The organism is Dictyobacter halimunensis (assembly GCF_036245075.1).
Genome location: NZ_BSRI01000001.1, coordinates 1,204,161 through 1,222,382, shown reverse-complemented (window position 1 = coordinate 1,222,382; position 18,222 = coordinate 1,204,161). Strand labels below are relative to the sequence as shown.

Genomic DNA, 18,222 nt, shown 5'->3' with positions numbered 1-18,222 from the left:
TGCTAACACAATCTAACAGCTCACGTTGGCCCGTTCATAGAGTGGGCCGAAGCTGATCGCCTCTTCCTGCTCATGTGCGAGAATCACCAGGATGGGCTTTACAAAGGAGAGCAGCAAAGCCTGAATTGATGCGGCCCCGATCATAGCATGCTTGCTCGTTATCGGGTACATGAGATTTCGTCAGCAGAAAGCGAACGCCAGGCCTGTCAGTCTTGCGCACAAAGGTCTCCCGCTCCCTCATTGCATGCAAGACATTCTACCGTCAAACCTGTGCAAAAACTTCTCCTCTCTTGCTCTTTTGGCCATGCAGCATTACCGCCTCGCATTCCAAAACAGTTTCTCAGTCTGGACCACTTATGAAATTGACCCGTATCATGTCTAAGTTCTTTTGACCCATATTGTGTTCGAAGCGGCTAAAACTTTTGGCAAATCATCAGGCAGGAAGCCTACGGGCCCGACTGCCATCAAGCAGGAGCAACGCAATAAGCAGGACCTCTATAAGCTTATCACTATAATCAAACATATCTGCATGACGGAACTCAACGAAGTACCACACCACAATGGTGAGGGTCGTATACCCAATGAGCAGCCAGCGAATAGACGGTCTTACTTGCTTGAGCCAGGGCAGATAGAACGCAACTAAGAGGGCCAGGTAGCCGATACAGTTCAGGAGAAACAGGGTAGCAATCGTCACTAATCCTTGTGGGGTCGAACCCACAGGTGCCGGCCCATGGGATGCCACCCAGAACGTCCCCAGGCCGAGGATGAAGTGAACCAGTGCGGTCAGCACAGTCAGGATAACAATTCCTATGGGCAACAATCTCCATGGGAGGCGTTTTTTTCTTTGCTCGGATCGACGCAGTTCAAGTTGACTCATCTTTTTCCTCCTGGTGCTGTTATTCATCAGTCTCATGGTGTGCGGATTGATAACGGAGGTAGACAACTCCATTGCCAAAGATGCTGGAATCAACCAGGTTGAGGTTGATACTGTCTTTGACATTCTTGAATAAGGGCACTCCATCACCTAACACGATAGGATGAAAGAAAAGCCGATATTCGTCGATCAATCCAGGGTCAAGATCGAGCAACGAATGGACCAACCGAGGGCTACCGAAGATCTTCATGGTCTGGCCAGACTGTTGTTTGAGCGCGTTGATTTGCTCAACAATATGATCCTTGATGAGGATGGAATGGTTCCAATTGGCCGTTTCAAGTGTGGTTGAGCACACGACTTTGGTGACTTGCTCGAGCCAGTAGGCGTGCTCGATCTCGTCTGGTGTGCTTTCGGGATTGCCAGGAACTGTCGTCCAATATCCCTGCATTCCCTGATAGGTTTGCCGTCCAAAGAGAGCCATGTCCACATCGCTCAGGAGCGTGTGTGCGGCCTGGGAAACGTCTTCGCTCATTCCCCGAAACGTCCATTCAAGGCTCCCATCCTGTGGAGACGCATACCCATCCAACGAGACATGCATAAAAGCAGCGAGTTTTCTCATATCTTTGCTCCTTACTCTTCTCGCTTGCTGCTCATCTTTCTCGCCATAGAGAATGGTTTTTTCTCATTTTCCTTCTCTTCGTTCATTAGTGAGCGCTGTGCGCTCTTTTGAGTGAGCAGTGATCAAGGGGAGTATACTATCGATAGGGGGAGGGTGTCTTGAAGAAAATGGACACTACTGTTAGCCAAGTGACAGACGGGCCTATCCTCTCCCTTGGGTGCATCTCGGTTGCATCGGATCAGTTGCTCAACCAGGGAGAGGCTTAAGGGAGCGGTGCAACACTGTATGGTGGTACCACTTGTATAGGCAGAAATAGACCCATTTTAAGAGAGAACTCAGCAGTTGTTAGCGCAGGTATACATCGGCGTTGACAGCGTTTCTTGCTTTCTTTGTACCATGCAAAAAATTTGCCCTTTTGCTGATGAGTTTAGTGGTTTGTGTGAACTGTCGCCTTGATCTGGGCAATATGTCTCGGCAGGTGAGCTGACCGCGGAGCCGCCTTGTATTTGCCCTTTACATTCATGGAAGGACGCGAATGCCGTTTGATGCCATGTCCATCGACTGAAGTTCATCAAGCGGCAAGCGTATGGGCAGGCAAGCTTTCAAACCCTGCGCAAGCGAGTCCTGTGCTGCGCCTGGCTGCTTGTCGGAGAGAAACTGGTGTCGCTTTTCGTGTGACGATGGAGGAACGATCCGTTGACAAATCTCCACCATTCACGTACGCTGCTCTGAAGCAGATCCCTTTTCTCCAGACCGATGTTGAAAGGTAGGAGCAGTTCATGACCCATCTCTATCTCATCCGCCACGGTGACTATATTGGGGAAGCCCATGGCAAACTGGTTGACCACGGCCTCTCGCCGCTTGGGGTGAAGCAAGCCAAGTTGTTGCGCGATCGCTTGGCTGCGACCGGTGAGATCCAGGCGGATGTGTTGATCAGCAGCACGCTGCCTCGTGCACAGCACACGGCAGAAATCATCGCGCCCGCGTTAGGTCTGCCAGTGGTACAAGACCCTGCATTTGAAGAGTGGCGCAATGAGGATGGCAGCTTGAGTAAGGAGCAATTTCTTACCATGTGGAAAGAGGTGCCACGCGAACAGCGTCCGTATTTTCGCTGGCTGTCCACTGGCGAGAACTGGGTGGAATTCAACCTGCGTGCCACCTCAGCACTTCAGCGGTTAATGCACGAATACGCGGGGAAGACGATCGTCCTGGTCTGCCATGGTGGGATTGTCCAGGCCAGCTTCACCTATTTCTTTGGCATAACGATCCACCAGCTTCAACGCACTGACATTGATACGGACTATACCGCGATCACGCACTGGCAGGTATTTACACGAGAACAAGGGTGGCAGCCGACGTTCCTGCTCGAACGCTACAATGATCGGCATCACCTGGAGGGGGTTGATCTGTCTGTATCTGCTGAAAAACCTGATCCTGGCTGGGATGGACGCGCTTCGCTGTAGCGGCGGGTTCGACTCCTGCCTTGTTCTCTCCAACAGGAACCTCACCAAAGTGCTTGAGGGAGACATGGTCGCGATTCATCAAAAGGTCGTGAGAGCCATCATCCGTGGCGAAGTTTCTGATGTACTATGACGAGGGAGCAAAAGGCGAGAAAGAGAAAGGCTCCCTCGTTTCTCATAGCAAGCCTACATGGGTTTGCGATACCTCGGATGGCGTGACACGACCTGGTACCCAACGCTTTCGTACAGGTGGAGGGGTTTGCCGGGATTTTCCGCTCTCGTCCCGATGCTTGCTTGCTGAATGCCGCGCTCCTGGCAGCGTTGGAGCATGCGCGTCATCAACGCTTTGCCTAAACCGCGCCGTCGAAAGGCGTGGTGTATCCCGACCCAGGGTGTATGCGCGCCTTCTGCATCACTGGTACTGATGACATGCCCCGCAATCTGATCTCCGTCCCAGGCCACTATCCACAGACTGGTATCGGGGTCAGGCCCACCCAACTCGTGCAACCAGGTTTCATAGCTTTCAAGGCTATCGTAGTTTTCCGAGAACGCTTCCACATTCGCTGCATAAATGGCAGGCAACTGTTCACGCGAAACCTGACGAATTTCCAGACCAGCGGGGAGCGGTGTGAGTTGGATGGGTTCGGTGGGAATCTGGCAGGTCATCCACACGATGGTGAACGCTACTGTGTATCCTTCACTTAAGAGCAAGGCCCGATTTCCTGGTTGGCTCTCGTCGGCATTGCCACCGAACACACAGGGTTTTGTCGTTGGCTGTGCCTGTGCAATGTGACGTAACCGTTGTTCTTGCCAGCGTAAGAGCGCGCGTCCAATGCCTTTGCGTCTCCACTGCGGGACAAGCCAGCCCAGATGGAGGAACAGTTCAACGGCGGGCTCCGACCACCAGGTGAGCCAGGTATAACCAATTACTTTGCCATCAACCTCGGCTAACAGGCAATCCCGAGCTGGATCGCAAACAGCATCAGGAGTGGTGTCCGGTCCCGGTAGCCAGAGATCGCCATCAACAGTTCGTACAGCCTCGCGCACAGCCTCAATTGAGGGGAAGTCAGTTTCTCCCTGGAAAAAGCGGAATGCCAAGCCAGCAATAGCAGGCGCATAGGGGAGCGTGAGATACGATTTTATTTGACTCATCGGTATGTTTATTCCTTTCCGCGTTGAAGTTCTCTGACTGGAAAGCTATGTGAACACGCTCAAACGGATCAAGAGACAGGAATATGATCGATCCAGCGTGCACGACAGCGTAATCCCGTTGGATACCTGAAGCGAAGGACTGCAATGCGGGCAAATTGCTCTCTTTGGCTGCATACAGCCAGTGATCCAGCCGCTCTCATTGACGTTCACGAACCATCTGTCCAAACTCCTGAACCAGGTGATAGACCTGATCCGCCGTCGGACTCGCTTCTCGGAGCATCGCCAGTTCTTGTTGTTCCTGTTCATTGAGGTCCGCTGGCGCTTTTACCAGCAGCCAGGTCACCTGTTTGTTGGAAAGGGGCATCCGGATGTTGTGCGGTTGCTTCTTGGAGGCGGGCTGGGCGCCCAGGTACGTCAGATACCGATTTTCCTCCTGGGGAGCCCCATAAAACCTGAACCACGACTGCGGCTTGCTGGTGCCCGTTTCTTTCGCATGGAAACGTGTTTGGGGAACGAGGGTGCCCGGATGCGGCAAGATTGGGCAAGCCAGGCACCTACGTTGACATGCTTTTGTTTTTTCTTCTTGAGCGTTACTCCGGAGTGCTCGTCAGTTGTTCGAGTCGCTCAACATAGTCAGCCAGCACAGCAAAGGTGGCCTCTATTGGCTCAGGTGTGCTCAAATCGACGCCTGCCTGCTGAAGGACATCGAGCGGATAACGCGCGTTGCCGGTGCGCAAAAATGCAAGGTAGCGTTCAACTGCGTGAGGCTGGGAGGCGAGAATTGAGCGCGCCAGGGTGTTCGCAGCAGCGATACCTGTTGTGTACTGGAAGACGTAGAAGTTCGCATAGAGATGGCTAAAGGTTGCCCAGGTAATGCCATCGCGTGCGGCATCCACTTCAACCTCACTGCCGTAGCCCTCCGCCAGGAAGTCAGCAAAAAGGCCATTGAGGACATCGGCGGTGAGGGCCTCGCCGCGCTCCACACGCTCATACATTTCCAGCTCAAGGCGGGCCAGCAGGGGCATGATGAAGTAATACCTGTGGAAATTGTTCATGGCCTCATCCAGCAGCCCGATCTGGAAATCGCGCTCAGGGCGCGTGTGCAACAGATGCGCACGTACCAGGGCCTGGTGAAAGTTTGAAGCAGTCTCAGCTACAAACATCGAATACCTGCTGTATACCAGCGGCTGCGTCTGCCAGGTCAGATAGGAATGCATCGAGTGCCCAAGTTCGTGCGCCAGGGTGCTCATGCCTTTTAGAGAGTTGTCATAGCTCATGAAGATAAAAGGATGCGTCCCCGGACAGCCTGAGGAGAATGCCCCAAGGCGTTTGCCCTGATTGGGATAGATATCCACCCAACGTTCCTGCAGACTGCCCCGGCGCAGAATCTGCACATACTCATCGCCGAGCGGCTGAAGTCCTTCAGCAATCCAATCTACCGCCTGTGTATAGGGCAATGCAGGCAGCTTTGTGGTCAACGGCGAATAGAGATCGTAGGTATGCAGAGTTTGGTATCCCAAGATGCGCCGCCGCAGCGCCCAGTAGCGATGCCAGGTGGGGAGGTTCCGACGAAAGGTCTCAATCACATTGTGATACACCTTAACGGGGATATTGTCAACCGCGAGCCGCGCTTCCAGGGCAGAGCGATAGCCATGTGCACGCGCTAGAAAGACATACTGCTTGATCTGACCTTCCAGGTTATTGGCCAGCGTCTTTTTGAAGGCGAGATAGCCATCATGGTAATTTTCCCAGGCCGTGCGGCGCGTCTCGCGGTCAGTGCTGGACCAGAGTGGGACCGTCGTGCTCTGAGCGACTGGATACTCCTCACCGGTACTCGATGTTGCTGGCTGAAAGCGCATCTCAGCTCCGGTGAGAGATCCCACGACGCCGTACGTTGTCGCAAAAGGATCGTTGAGCGCACCCAATAGCTCCTCAACTTCAGGTGAACGTACATGGGCCTGCACGCGCAAAAGATCCTCAAAATAATGAGTATACGCAGCCAGGCGTGAGTCTGAACTGGCCCACTGCGAGAGCTTTTCCGCGCCATTGGCCAGCAGTTCTGGTTTGATAAAGGCCACGGCCGCACTCACCTGTCCATCGAGCGTCGCCGCCCTGCTGATCAGAGCTGCCGCCTCTTCATCGCTGGCATCAACGCTCATCAAGAGTTCGGCATACATATACAACTTCTGGACGCGTACGATAATCTGAAAGGATGCATCCAGTACCTCGGCCAGGATCGTGGGACCATTTAGCTTCCCATGGAACTTTTTAAAGGCTGGTAATTCCGCTTGCACCGACTGATATTCAGTTTCCCAGGCCGCACTATTGGGAAATACACTGGCAATGTCCCAGGTATCCTCCTGGCGTTGCGCGCTACGTGGGGGAAGAGTCATCTTTGGCATCCTGGTCTATTCCCTTTCTGTCTGTGGAATGAACTCGAAAAAATGGTTTTTGGCAACTTTTGTGCTCAGCTGAAGTAGAGGAGGCAATCGAGCAATTTGGCGATGATGTCAAAGGACTGTTGTGGCTTCCGATCGATTACTTGCAACATCTTGAACAACTGTCTTCTCTCGAAAATGCTCTGAGTACGGGAGCAATTCTTCTTGAGGAAGAGTCACTTCCCAGAACGACCTCTGTAGGGATGCCCCCGGATGAGTCTATGCGGGTAGTGACAGCGTTGCTTAACAGCATATCCCATATATGCACAAAAAAACAAGATATTGATATATGTGGGTTTTGAGCACAGTCGGAACCAAAAGTCGGAATAACCAAAAAAGCAACCAGTTTCCTTTTGTTGCGAGCCACTGTATCAACGGGTTGGGGGAGTTGCGTTCTTGTGTGGCAACCGTGATTGGGCGCGCTGTGCCAGTTGGCTATAGTGTTCATGGAGCTGTTTGAGCTCCTGTTCCGTGAGATTTTCGCTGTCTAAGATGGTGTTGTCTGCCTGTTTGAGGGCCCGAATCAATTCATCTAACTTGATCTGCATGGCTTCACCATCACGATTCTGCGTATTTTGAATGAGGAACACCATGAGAAAGGTGATAATGGTGGTTCCTGTGTTGATAAAGAGTTGCCAGGTATTGCTGAAATGGAAGACGGGTCCACAGATGAGCCACACGACGATAATCAGCGCTGCTACGCCAAAGGCCAGCGGATGCCCAAGCATCCGTGACATGAGACGTGCAAAACGAGAGAAGAGGGATGTCTTGTTCATGGTTCTTTCCTGCACACGTCTTTTTGAGGGATGTCAGTGGTAGCGGAGAGCTGGATGCCAGCCACCCAAACAGCTACGGCCGCAGTTGCAAAGAGAAGCAAGAGAACAAATAATGGTAAGGAATGAAACATACCTGCACCTCATCTCGAAGATTGTTAGTGTCATTATACACCTTGCTGGTTAAGATAGCGTTAGAATGAGTATGGAAGCACGAAGACGTGTTGATTTTCTGATTGGCAATCCCAAAGAACATGTATCAGAGCGAAATCCTATTTTTTGAGCCAGGCCATGTGTTTTTTTCCTCTGCCTTCCAGTAAGTGCGACTGTCGTGCAGATACAGATTCCAGCAAGGTCAAGATTTCGGTACGCTGAACTGTATACGCTTGCAAGAAGGGATGAGATTTTCGAAGAGCGTTCCTACACCGATGACCTGTCCCTCAACAGTTGCCGCCAGGTTTATCGCGAATAGACGATCACGACCGGTCTTCCTTATAGTTTTTCTCGCCCGCTGGAATAAGGACATCAAGGCGGTTCTCGGTAGGGGCCAGAGGACAGACCCAGCGATCATTATAAGAACAGGAAGGATTGTACGCATAATTGAAATCGAGCATGATCTGTTTTTCATCCTGGGCATGTGTGAAGGGAACAGGATCACTGCCCTTAATCGTATCGAAGAGGTAGCGCCCAGCGCCATACGTTTCCGAGGTATACGTTGCATCACGAAAAGGGAGAAACAGACCACCACCATAGATGTTGAGCCAGTATACAGATAACTCTACAGGTGTCTCACCAACCGTAAAGCGAACCACTCCGATGGTGGTCATTGTCATCGATTCTCGAGCATCCATCGCGATGTGTTGCTGCTTCGGCTCAACATGAGTATCGATAGTCACTGCAAAACACATGGCAGGATTATAGGGAAAGTAGCGCAGGCCATGAAAATGACGACGCTGTTCCTCGTCAAGAGCGGATTGGGAATGCGTCAAGAAAAGGTGATCTTTGCTCTCCCGAAAACGTCGGAGAACGACAGCAGCATCTTCTCCGGCGCATAATGCCCTGTTCCGTTCACGATAAGAGGCAGCCACTTGAGATCGGTAATCATACAATGCCAGGTAGTTGGACATCACATTCTCCTCAGCTAAAAACGTTTCATAATAGGTGACATTGCATTATATCAGAAGGTGGCATTTTATCCATCAACATACAGAAAGGATACGCCTATGCAAATTCGTACTATTGGCAAGCCGTCAATAGACAGGGTGCTCTCGCAAATAGTAGAACGTTACGAGATGCAATTTCCAGGGCGTATACGGGCTTGCTATCTGACAGGCAGCTATGCAGAAGGCAACGCGGTTGAGTGGAGCGATATTGATGTGTATGTTCTCTTTAAAGACGCGTTTGTTTCGGAGGAGGAGGCTGCCCAGGCAGAGCAACTAGAGCGCGCCTTCGCTTCTCTGACTCCTCGGCGTCTGGATCTCCATGCTGGGAGTGAGCAGTCTCAGGACCGTCTACCTGGCTTTTTGAGAGCGGCTGTCAAGCAGACGAGTGTGCTGCTGTATGGAGAAGATACCAGGGAGCACATGAGCTTGCCTGGCAGGGAAGAATATACGCGAGATGCGGCGGGAACAGCGCTGCAATTTCTCCTCTGGCTGCACCAGGTAGAGAAAGTCACGTATCCACTTGCCTATCCTGATCCCGACGGGGCGTTTTTCGGCTATGATCAGCTCCAGTCTGATCGAGCTGATATTCGTCCGGGCCCAGGCATACGCATGTTGGTGGAGACCGCCTGCCGCATGGGGACCGCGTTGCTCGCCTTCAAAACGGATTGTTCTGTCTCGACGAAAAGGGAGAGCGTGCAGACCTATCGCAAGCTGATCAATGACGAATGGGCCTCTTTCCTGGAAGCCATGTTTGAGAAAGGCAAATTGTTCTGGAGCTATAATCTGCCAGAGAACGAAGGGGAACGCGCTGAACTGCGAGTGTTATGTGAACGCATGCTCCCCTTTGAGAATCACTATCTTCGTGCGCATCGCGCCTATTTGCTTGCCCAACGGGATTCCCACAACGAGGCGACCAGGCAATTTGCTGTGCAGGGATTGATGCAGGTAAGATATCCTGATGCAGAGGATGACTGCTTCTAAAATCAGGGAATATCGTGGCATTTTTATTTGACAACCAGGCACTCCCATCGTGTAAGCGCGGTAGAATTGCTCCTGGCTTCAAAAAAGGCCACCGGTGCACCGTCATCGTTTTGCCGCGGTGCCTGTGGCCTCTTCTCGGAATGAATTCCCAGGATGGTGTATTCAGGTTTTTTTTAATATGATTGCGTTGCCGTTCCTGAAATGGTAGATTTGGTGGGTTTTCTCGCGTTCTGGTAACACGCCATCGCTACAGAGTATCTCGCCGGTGTTGCGTGACAAACGTCAGGGCCATCTTAGCCACTTCAGGCCATCCGTGATCAATGATCAGTGAATGCCCACGACCAGGGATTTTGCGGAACTTAGTAACGGCAGGATTGGCGTGTTGCAGCTTGTGTGCGGCTTTGACGACAACTGCCGGGACTGTATGGTCTTCCTCACCGGCGATGAGCAAGAGTGGTCCACGCTTTGAGGTGTCTTCACATCGCTTCCAGGATATCGTCAACGCCTTCCACAGGCTGGTTAAGATGGATGTGTAGCTTTGCCGATATTCTTAATTGGAAGAATCCACCAGTTGTATTGATAAAATAATAAGATGGGCTCCAAAAAAGAGTTTTCTTTGCGTTTACGATATGGTACAAGGAAAGCATGGTACGTAGCGGGAACAAGAAAGTATAGCTCAGCTTTTTTAGCACAGATCGCGATAAACTTGCCTCAAGCAGAAAGAGGTCTGTATGGGTCTCGGTCAAGGTGAACAAACCGCTGGCAGGCAATCTTCGGTATTGGCCGCGCAAGAGCCATCTGAGACGGGTCGCAATCAGCCACCGACGATTTCTTTACCCCGGGGTGGAGGCGCGATTCGTGGTATTGGTGAGAAGTTCGGTGCCAACCCGGTCACTGGTACTGGCTCCATGACCGTGCCCATTGCCACCAGCCCGGGCCGCTCAGGCTTTGGTCCGCAGCTTTCCCTCTCGTATGATTCTGGCGCGGGCAACGGGCCCTTTGGACTGGGTTGGAATCTTTCCTTGCCCGCGATCACGCGTAAAACGGATAAAGGGCTCCCACGTTACCTGGATGCCGAGGAGTCGGATGTGTTCATCCTGTCGGGCGCCGAAGATCTGGTGCCTGTCCTCACGCAGCATATGCCGGATGGCACATGGGCATACGAGGAACCGCCGCCGCGCACTATCAATGGCACTGCCTATGCTATCCGCCGCTATTGCCCGCGCGTCGAGGGTCTGTTTGCTGTCATCGAGCGCTGGTCAAATGCGTCCAGGCCAGATGATATCTTCTGGCGTTCCATCTCGAAAGACAACATCACTACCTGGTATGGGAGAAGCGGCAATTCACGCATCGCCGATCCCGCTCATCCCGAACGTATTTTCAGCTGGCTGATCTGCGAGACCTACGATGACAAAGGCAACGTCATCACGTACCACTACAAGGCAGAGGACGCCGAAAATGTCGATCTTGCGCAAGCCCACCAGCAAAATCGCGGCGACAGACTAGATCCACGACGTAGCACCAATCGCTATCTCAAGTATATCCGTTACGGCAATCACACCCCCTATCTACCCAAACTTGAGGACGCCCCACCATGGCCTGAGCCTCCGGGTGATGGCAACTGGTATTTTGAGGTCGTATTCGACTACGGCGAGCACGATCAGACCAATCCTACACCTCAGGAAACCAGTACATGGACTGTCCGCCAGGATGCCTTTTCGACGTACCGCTCGACATTTGAGGTGCGTACCCAGCGTCTGTGCCAGCGCGTGCTGATGTTCCATCATATTCCAGATCTTCTTCATACCTCCCAGCAGGGATACGATGGCCTGGTGCGCTCGACCGACTTTACCTATGAATACGAGCAGGACCCTGCGAGCGCCCGCGCGCCGATTTTTTCCAAACTGATTGCGGTGACGCAGTGCAGCTATCTCCGCCAGGCTGACGGAGATTATCTCTCCAGGTCGCTTCCGCCGCTTGAGTTCACCTACAGCGATGCGACCATTCAGGCGCAGCTGCGCGAGCTGCGCGGCGAAAGCCTGGCGCAGTTGCCGGTTGGCCTCGATGGCATGCGCTATCGCTGGATTGATCTTGAGGGCGAGGGACTGCCGGGGGTGCTCACCGAGCAGGCCGATGCCTGGTTCTATAAACAGAATCTCAGCCCGACAAATGTGGTGAGGAGTGATGGCGACGCGCACATCGAGGCGAAGTTCGCGCCGGCTGAACTGGTCTTGCCAAAGCCAGTGCTGGCCCTGGCTGACCGCGCGCAATTCCTTGATCTGGCGGGTGATGGTCGCCCGCATGTGGTGCAATTCGCGGGCCCGACGCCAGGATTTTACGAACGGACCATGGATGAGCAATGGAACCCATTTGTTCCATTTGTCTCGCTGCCCGGGGTGGATTGGAGCGATCCCAATCTCACGTTCATCGATCTCGATGGCGATGGGCGTATCGACATCCTGATTAGCGAACATGACACGTTTCTGTGGTATCGCTCGTTGGGCCAGGAGGGCTTTGATACCGCCCAGCGTACAGGCAAGGGCTGGGACGAAGAGAAGGGTCCGAGCATCGTCTTTGCGGATGGGGAACAGGCCATTTCACTCGCGGATATGTCGGGTGATGGCTTGAGTGATATCGTGCGCATTCGCAATGGCGAGGTGTGCTACTGGCCCAATCTCGGCTACGGCCGCTTTGGCGCGAAGGTCACTATGGATAGCGCGCCGCAGTTTGACCCGCTCGATCAATTCGATCATCGTCGTATCCTGCTGGCCGATATCGATGGCACAGGCACGACCGATATGCTGTATCTGCATGCCGGGGGCGTGCGTGTCTATTTCAACCAGGCGGGCAATAGCTGGAGCGCGGCGACCACGATCGCGCATTTCCCCCATTGGATAACGCCGCCAATGTACAGGCGCTGGATCTGCTGGGCAATGGCACCGCCTGCCTGGTCTGGTCGTCGTCGTTACCAGGAGACGTGCGTCGCCCGCTGCGCTATCTTGACCTGATGGGTGGGCAAAAGCCGCACCTGTTGGTCAGGACTGTCAACAACCTGGGAGCGGAGACGACGGTGGCGTACGCGCCTTCGACCAGATTCTACCTGCAGGATAAAGAGGCGGGCAATCCCTGGATCACGAAGCTGCCGTTCCCAGTGCATTGTGTGGAGACGGTGAAGGTGCGCGACACCTGGCGCAACACTACCTTCTCCACCACCTACAGCTATCACCACGGCTACTTCGATGGGCCAGAGCGCGAATTTCGCGGCTTTGGTCGCGTCGAGCAGGTCGATGTCGAGGACTATGGCACGTTTGCCGCCGGGAATGCCAGCAGTCCCTACATCACCGACGACAAGACGCTCTATCAGCCCCCGGTCAAGACCGTAACCTGGTATCACACCGGCGCCTTTCTCGATCGCCAGCGCATCCTGAGTCACTATGAGCATGAATATTTTCCGCATTGGTTTGAGGACGGGCAATCTGGTCAACAGGTATCAGGGACATTTCAGGAGCAGAGCCTGCCCGAACCTGACCTTGATACCCTCGATCTGAGCTCTGATGAGTGGCGCGAGGCGCTGCGGGCCTGTAAGGACATGATGCTGCGACAGGAGGTCTATGAACTCGATGTGGATGCGCTGGCGACTGGCGTTCATACCCCGGTCAGGCTGTTCTCGACCGCGTATCACAATTGCCACATTCGCCGCCTGCAACCGCGCGCGATCAATCAGCACGCGGTCTTTCATGTCACCGAAGGCGAAGCGATCACCTATCACTATGAGCTTGACCTGCGTCCTGACCAACTGACGCCCGATCCACGCGTCGCGCACACGCTCAATACGCGGATCGACGAGTACGGCAACATCCTGCAAGCGGTCGCCGTAGTCTATCCTCGCCTGGGCACATATGTCGATGCCACATTACAGGACGGCGCGCAGGAACTGATCCAGCACGTGCAGTCCGAGTTGCACCTGGCCTATAGCGAGACGCGCTACACCAACGACGTGAACGATGTGCATGAGCCGGATAGCTATCGTTTGCGCCTGCCCTGCGAGGCGCTGACCTATGAATTGACTGGCATCGCTTCCCGCGACCACTACTTTACTCTGGACGAATTGCGCGCCTACAAACTGAGTGACCTTTATCAGACCGATGGGACGGCGGTTGAGGAGATTGCCTATCATTTGCTGCCCAACCGTACCTCGCCGCAGAAACGCCTCGTGGAGTATGCACGCTCGCTCTTCTTCGCTGCGACCCTGGACGCGCCGCTTGCGCTGGGACAACTCAATGCGCTGGCGCTACCCTACGAGAGCTACCGGCTGGCGCTCACCAATGATATGCTTGACCTGGTCTTCAAAGACAGGCTTCAGCCAGGCGTCCAGGCAGCACTCTCGGACAAGACGACCGGCGGCTATCTGAGTGGTGCTGATCTTACTACACGTTTCGGAGGGGAGGCTGTGCCAGGGCAATACTGGATCTGCTCCGGTGTGGCTGGCTTTGCTCCAGATGCCGCGCAACACTTCTATGTGCCCGAACGCTATACCGACCCATTCGGCAACCCGACTACACTCACCTATGACCCCTATGATCTTTTCATCCAATCCAGCACCGATGCGCTGGGCAACCTCACGGAGGTAACCAAGTTCGACTTTCGCGTACTGGCGCCGCGCCAGGTGAAAGATGCCAATGACAATCTTTCAGAGGTGCGCTTCGATGTTTTAGGGATGCCCTCGGCGGTGGCGGTAATGGGGAAGGGGCATGAAGGTGACAATTTGAACGCCTTTGATGACGCGCTGCTAAACCCGGACCTGGCTGCCGTGCAGGCGTTCTTTGTTACGGGGGATTATGACGTCGCCGATGCCAGAAACCTGTTGCGCGATGCCGGTGCGCGGCACGTGTACTACTTTGGCGAAACCATCAAAGACGGCACGACGCTCTGGGGGCAGCATCCCGCCTGCGCCTGTAGCATCGTGCGAGAGCGACATGCTGCTGACGTGCCAGATAGCGCGCTGCAGAGTGCGTTTGAGTATGCGGATGGCACGGGCAACGTGTTGGTGAAGAAGGTGCAGGCTGAGCCTGAACTGCCCGGTGGTCCTCTGCGCTGGATCGCCAGCGGCAAGACCATCCTCAACAACAAAGGCAAGCCGGTCAAGCAGTACGAGCCGTACTTCAGCCCTCCCACCGTCGGGCATCGCTTCGAGGAACCTGCCGAGATGGGCGTAACGCCCGTGATGTATTACGACGCGGTCGGACGTGTGGTGCGCACCGAGTCGCCGGATGGCTCCTACAGCCGTGTTGAGTTCTCGCCCTGGCATGAGACCCACTATGATGCCAACGACACCGTGAGCGAAGCGGGCAATGCCTGGTTCGCCCACAAGAGCGCGCCGACCGCGTCTGTGGAAGAGCAGCGCGCAGCGCGCCTGGCCGCTGAACACGCCAACACTCCTGCCGTGACGGTCCTTGATAGCCTGGGGCGCGCGGTCGTCACGATCGCCCACAACCGCGTGGGAGCGGCCAGCGCGCCGGTTGACGAGAAATATGTCACGTTTAGCAAGCTCGATGCCGAGGGCAAAACACTGTGGATACAGGATCCGCGTGGCAACCGTGTGATGCAGTACATCATGCCGCCACTGCCCGATGGCGCTTACCCGTTCAACGATGCCAACAACCTGGACGCGCAGGGCTTCGCGCCGTGTTACGACATCGCCGGCAACCAGCTCTTCCAGCACAGCATGGACGCGGGTGATCGCTGGATGCTGAACGACGCGGCGGGCAAGCCCATGTTCGCCTGGAATAGCCGGGGCTTCATCACGCGGATAACCTATGACGAATTGCACCGACCAATCGCCTTGATCGTGACCGACAAAGATGGTAACACCTTTGTTGCCGAACGCACAGTGTATGGAGAGACGGCCTTCGGTCCCGCGAAGACAGATGCGACCGCCAGGGCGCGGGCCAAACAGACCAATCACCTCGGCAAGCCATACCAGCTCTACGATGGCGCGGGCGTCGTTACCAATAGCAACTATGACTTTAAGGGCAACCTGCTTCAGAACGAACGAGTATTGCTGCGCGACTATAAAGCTCAGGTTGATTGGCCGGAACCGCAATTACCTCCGCAGCCGTTGCCCCTCCTCCTTGAAAGCGAGGCGTTTGTCAGCCGCACCCGATACGACGCATTGAACCGGCCGATTCAGATGCTCGCACCGCACAGCACGCAACGCGTCAACATTACCCAGCCCATCTACAACGAGGCGGGGCTGCTGGAACGCATCGACGTGTGGCTCAACCAGCTTGCCGAGCCTGCGACCCTGCTCGATCCTGCCACCGCCAGCCTGCACGCTGTCACCAATATCGACTACAATGCGAAGGGCCAGCGTCTGCTGCTGCAGTATGGCAATGGCGCAGAGACCAGTTACGACTACGAGCCAGACACGTTCCGTCTCAGCCGGCTCAAGACCACGCGCGCCAGCGACCATGCGCTGCTGCAGAATCTGAATTATACCTATGATCCGATTGGCAACATCACCCAGATCGTCGATAACGCCAATGATCGCGTCTACCACAGCAACACCTGCGTCTTGCCGGGCGCGCAGTATCGCTATGACGCCCTCTATCGCCTGCTGGCGGCCAGTGGACGCGAGCACAAGGGCAACGGTCAGCAATACGACTGGGATGATCGTTCCCGCTATGCCTCGACGTTGCCCAACGATTGCCAGTTCTTGCAGAACTACGTCGAGACGTACCGCTACGATCCGGTCGGCAACATCATGCAGATGGTGCACCAGGCGGGACGCAATCTAGAGCAGCCAGGCCAGGTACTGTGGAACCGGCGTTATCAGTACGCGCTGGACAGCAATCGTCTGCTTGCCACCAGCCTGCCCGGCGATCCCGCCAGCTTGCCCGACTACGTCGCCACCCCTGGCTACAGTGCCACCTACACCTACGATCCGCATGGCAATATCACTGCCATGCCGCACTTGCCGCAGATGAACTGGGACTTCAAAGACCAGTTGAGCGCGACAACCGGGATGGTCAGCAATGGGAATCCGCCCCCCGACAGCGTGCCCGCGACGACGTATTACGTCTACAACGCGGCCGGCCAGCGTGTGCGCAAGATCACCGCGCGCCAGAGCGGCACGCGCCAGCACGAACGCATCTACCTCGGTGGCTTCGAGCTCTATCGAGAATACGACGGCAGCGGAACCAGCCTCACCCTGGAGCGCGAGACCCTGCACGTGATGGATGATAAGCAGCGCATCGCCCTGGTGGAAACGAAGACCATCGACGCCCATGACCCAACTTCTACCCTTCAGCCCCTCATCCGCTACCAGTATGGTAACCATCTCGGCTCGGTCTCGCTGGAACTGGATGCCGCCGGGCAGATCATCTCCTACGAGGAATATACCCCCTACGGCAGCACCGCGTATCAAGCGGGAAGGAGCGCGGCCGAGGTCAGCCTGAAGCGCTATTGCTACACCGGCATGGAGCGGGACGAAGAGAGCGGGCTGAACTACAACGGAGCCAGGTATTACGCGCCGTGGCTGGGGCGGTGGACAAAGTGCGATCCAATAGGTCTAACAGGTGGAGTTAACCTATATTTATATGTTAGATCCAATCCTATAGGTTTTGTTGATCCTACGGGTACTGACGGCCGTAGCACCTCCTTCAATGACTTCAAGAAAAGCAAAGAGTGGCGTGACTATGTTCAAGCAGCGCGTGATCTTCAAGCTGCTAACGCAAAAATGGATAAATTCAAGAATAGTAAAGAATATGAACCTTTGGCACGCCTGGAAGCTGCAGAATCACGGCTGGAACAGCTACGCAAAGAACAAGCAGCAAAGCAGAGAGAACTTATAGCTGCTCAGGCAGACCTGGCTACTAAACGAAAAAGAGCTGAGCAAGCAATAAAGCAAGCTGAAGAAGCTGCCATTAAGGCTGAGAAATCAGCAAAGAGCGCACGCTTTTGGACTCGAATTGCTGCTGTTCCGCAAGCCATCGGCCACACATTAGAAGCGGCGGTCGCATGTCCGCTAGCAGAGACTGGTATCGGTGCTATTGGTTGTATTCATGCGACAACGTCACTCTATGCGGACATGCAGACGTTGTCGAGTGGTAATCAAACACCCAATGCTTTTCATCAAATGGGCTACGGGGTAGCAAAACAATTGGGGGCAAATGACAAGGCCGCAAATTTTGTAGGTGGACTTACAGACGCTGCGGGGGGCGGAGCCTCAGCGTATGTATCTCTGTCCAGATCCGCGCCAACTCTTGCGACGGCTGGCGAGTCGTCCATGCAAAGACCGCTCGTTGGCACCGGTACCCGGGCGCAGTTCAGGGCGGATGTTCTCGCAACTATAAGGAATGATCCAAACCATCCGCTTCGTTTCCTTCTTGATGATAGCAGTAGCACCGGTTTTAAGCAACTTACCAGCCGCGCACATGCTAGTCTTATCGAGAACCCCGATATCTGGGAAGCTGGGCACATTATGAGCGACAAACTGGGAGGAGAAAGGCTGATGATTCAGAGCGCTTGGGAAAATCAGGTCCAAAATCTGACGGTCGAGCGCTTTGCTGGTGCCGGAGTTTTGGATAATCCCGCAGTCGATATCGGGGGTATAGCTGTTGCAAGATCGACTGCTACCTGGTGGGAAGAGTTGGGCTGGCTTTCGCCTGGCACTGTGGCACGTGCGCAAGTAATTCAATGATAGATATCCGCGTTGGTTGGAGTGACGATGGAATCCAACCTATATTTGCTGAGTGTCAAAA

General features: G+C 54.5%; 13 protein-coding genes. 4 read left to right on the top strand and 9 right to left on the bottom strand.

What is annotated here, in order from left to right:
• Window positions 1-12 precede the first annotated feature (12 nt).
• The 3 genes from AABA21_RS04890 to AABA21_RS04880 form a co-directional block, all read right to left on the bottom strand.
• Complete coding sequence (locus tag AABA21_RS04890; protein WP_338247873.1) at window positions 13-171, bottom strand: hypothetical protein; 159 nt, start codon at window positions 169-171, stop codon at window positions 13-15.
• Between the two features lie 262 nt (window positions 172-433).
• Window positions 434-877, bottom strand: coding sequence for a hypothetical protein (locus AABA21_RS04885; protein WP_338247872.1), 444 nt, complete (start codon window positions 875-877; stop codon window positions 434-436).
• A gap of 19 nt (window positions 878-896) precedes the next feature.
• Complete coding sequence (locus tag AABA21_RS04880) at window positions 897-1,493, bottom strand: dihydrofolate reductase family protein (RefSeq protein ID WP_338247871.1); 597 nt, start codon at window positions 1,491-1,493, stop codon at window positions 897-899.
• Between the two features lie 779 nt (window positions 1,494-2,272).
• On the opposite strand from AABA21_RS04880, the gene AABA21_RS04875 reads away from it, so the two are divergent.
• Window positions 2,273-2,956 (top strand): histidine phosphatase family protein, encoded by a 684-nt coding sequence (locus AABA21_RS04875; RefSeq protein WP_338247870.1) that lies wholly within the window; start codon window positions 2,273-2,275, stop codon window positions 2,954-2,956.
• 183 nt (window positions 2,957-3,139) lie between these two features.
• On the opposite strand, the gene AABA21_RS04870 is transcribed toward AABA21_RS04875, so the two are convergent.
• The 5 genes from AABA21_RS04870 to AABA21_RS04850 form a co-directional block, all read right to left on the bottom strand.
• A complete protein-coding gene (locus AABA21_RS04870; RefSeq protein WP_338247869.1) occupies window positions 3,140-4,105 on the bottom strand; it encodes a GNAT family N-acetyltransferase in 966 nt (321 codons plus the stop codon).
• 196 nt (window positions 4,106-4,301) lie between these two features.
• Window positions 4,302-4,640 (bottom strand): transposase, encoded by a 339-nt coding sequence (locus tag AABA21_RS04865; RefSeq protein WP_338247868.1) that lies wholly within the window; start codon window positions 4,638-4,640, stop codon window positions 4,302-4,304.
• 55 nt (window positions 4,641-4,695) lie between these two features.
• Window positions 4,696-6,498, bottom strand: a complete 1,803-nt coding sequence (gene pepF / locus AABA21_RS04860; RefSeq protein ID WP_420917131.1) for an oligoendopeptidase F — start codon at window positions 6,496-6,498, stop codon at window positions 4,696-4,698.
• A gap of 416 nt (window positions 6,499-6,914) precedes the next feature.
• Complete coding sequence (locus AABA21_RS04855; protein WP_338247866.1) at window positions 6,915-7,319, bottom strand: low affinity iron permease family protein; 405 nt, start codon at window positions 7,317-7,319, stop codon at window positions 6,915-6,917.
• Between the two features lie 473 nt (window positions 7,320-7,792).
• On the bottom strand, window positions 7,793-8,443 hold the full coding sequence (locus AABA21_RS04850) for a DUF1684 domain-containing protein (protein WP_338247865.1): 651 nt from the start codon (window positions 8,441-8,443) through the stop codon (window positions 7,793-7,795).
• A gap of 96 nt (window positions 8,444-8,539) precedes the next feature.
• On the opposite strand from AABA21_RS04850, the gene AABA21_RS04845 reads away from it, so the two are divergent.
• Window positions 8,540-9,460: a nucleotidyltransferase domain-containing protein gene (locus AABA21_RS04845; protein WP_338247864.1), complete on the top strand. Its 921-nt coding sequence runs from the start codon at window positions 8,540-8,542 to the stop codon at window positions 9,458-9,460.
• Window positions 9,461-9,707: 247 nt separating this feature from the next.
• Here the strand turns inward: AABA21_RS04845 and AABA21_RS04840 are convergent, their stop codons facing one another.
• Entirely contained in the window at window positions 9,708-9,962 is a 255-nt protein-coding gene (locus tag AABA21_RS04840; RefSeq protein WP_338247862.1) for an alpha/beta fold hydrolase, read from the bottom strand.
• 229 nt (window positions 9,963-10,191) lie between these two features.
• On the opposite strand from AABA21_RS04840, the gene AABA21_RS04835 reads away from it, so the two are divergent.
• Both AABA21_RS04835 and AABA21_RS04830 read left to right on the top strand, forming a co-directional pair.
• Window positions 10,192-12,468 (top strand): SpvB/TcaC N-terminal domain-containing protein, encoded by a 2,277-nt coding sequence (locus AABA21_RS04835; RefSeq protein ID WP_338247860.1) that lies wholly within the window; start codon window positions 10,192-10,194, stop codon window positions 12,466-12,468.
• Complete coding sequence (locus AABA21_RS04830) at window positions 12,351-18,161, top strand: toxin TcdB middle/N-terminal domain-containing protein (RefSeq protein WP_338247859.1); 5,811 nt, start codon at window positions 12,351-12,353, stop codon at window positions 18,159-18,161. Before AABA21_RS04835 ends, AABA21_RS04830 begins: the two co-directional genes overlap by 118 nt.
• Window positions 18,162-18,222 lie beyond the last annotated feature (61 nt).

What these genes read in the sequence shown, in the direction of transcription:
- AABA21_RS04885 (WP_338247872.1), bottom strand. Translation starts at nt 877, where the DNA reads ATGAGTCAACTTGAACTGCGTCGATCCGAGCAAAGAAAAAAACGCCTC.
- AABA21_RS04835 (WP_338247860.1), top strand. Translation starts at nt 10,192, where the DNA reads ATGGGTCTCGGTCAAGGTGAACAAACCGCTGGCAGGCAATCTTCGGTA.
- AABA21_RS04875 (WP_338247870.1), top strand. Translation starts at nt 2,273, where the DNA reads ATGACCCATCTCTATCTCATCCGCCACGGTGACTATATTGGGGAAGCC.
- AABA21_RS04870 (WP_338247869.1), bottom strand. Translation starts at nt 4,105, where the DNA reads ATGAGTCAAATAAAATCGTATCTCACGCTCCCCTATGCGCCTGCTATT.
- AABA21_RS04845 (WP_338247864.1), top strand. Translation starts at nt 8,540, where the DNA reads ATGCAAATTCGTACTATTGGCAAGCCGTCAATAGACAGGGTGCTCTCG.
- AABA21_RS04850 (WP_338247865.1), bottom strand. Translation starts at nt 8,443, where the DNA reads ATGTCCAACTACCTGGCATTGTATGATTACCGATCTCAAGTGGCTGCC.
- AABA21_RS04855 (WP_338247866.1), bottom strand. Translation starts at nt 7,319, where the DNA reads ATGAACAAGACATCCCTCTTCTCTCGTTTTGCACGTCTCATGTCACGG.
- pepF (WP_420917131.1), bottom strand. Translation starts at nt 6,498, where the DNA reads ATGACTCTTCCCCCACGTAGCGCGCAACGCCAGGAGGATACCTGGGAC.
- AABA21_RS04880 (WP_338247871.1), bottom strand. Translation starts at nt 1,493, where the DNA reads ATGAGAAAACTCGCTGCTTTTATGCATGTCTCGTTGGATGGGTATGCG.
- AABA21_RS04890 (WP_338247873.1), bottom strand. Translation starts at nt 171, where the DNA reads ATGTACCCGATAACGAGCAAGCATGCTATGATCGGGGCCGCATCAATT.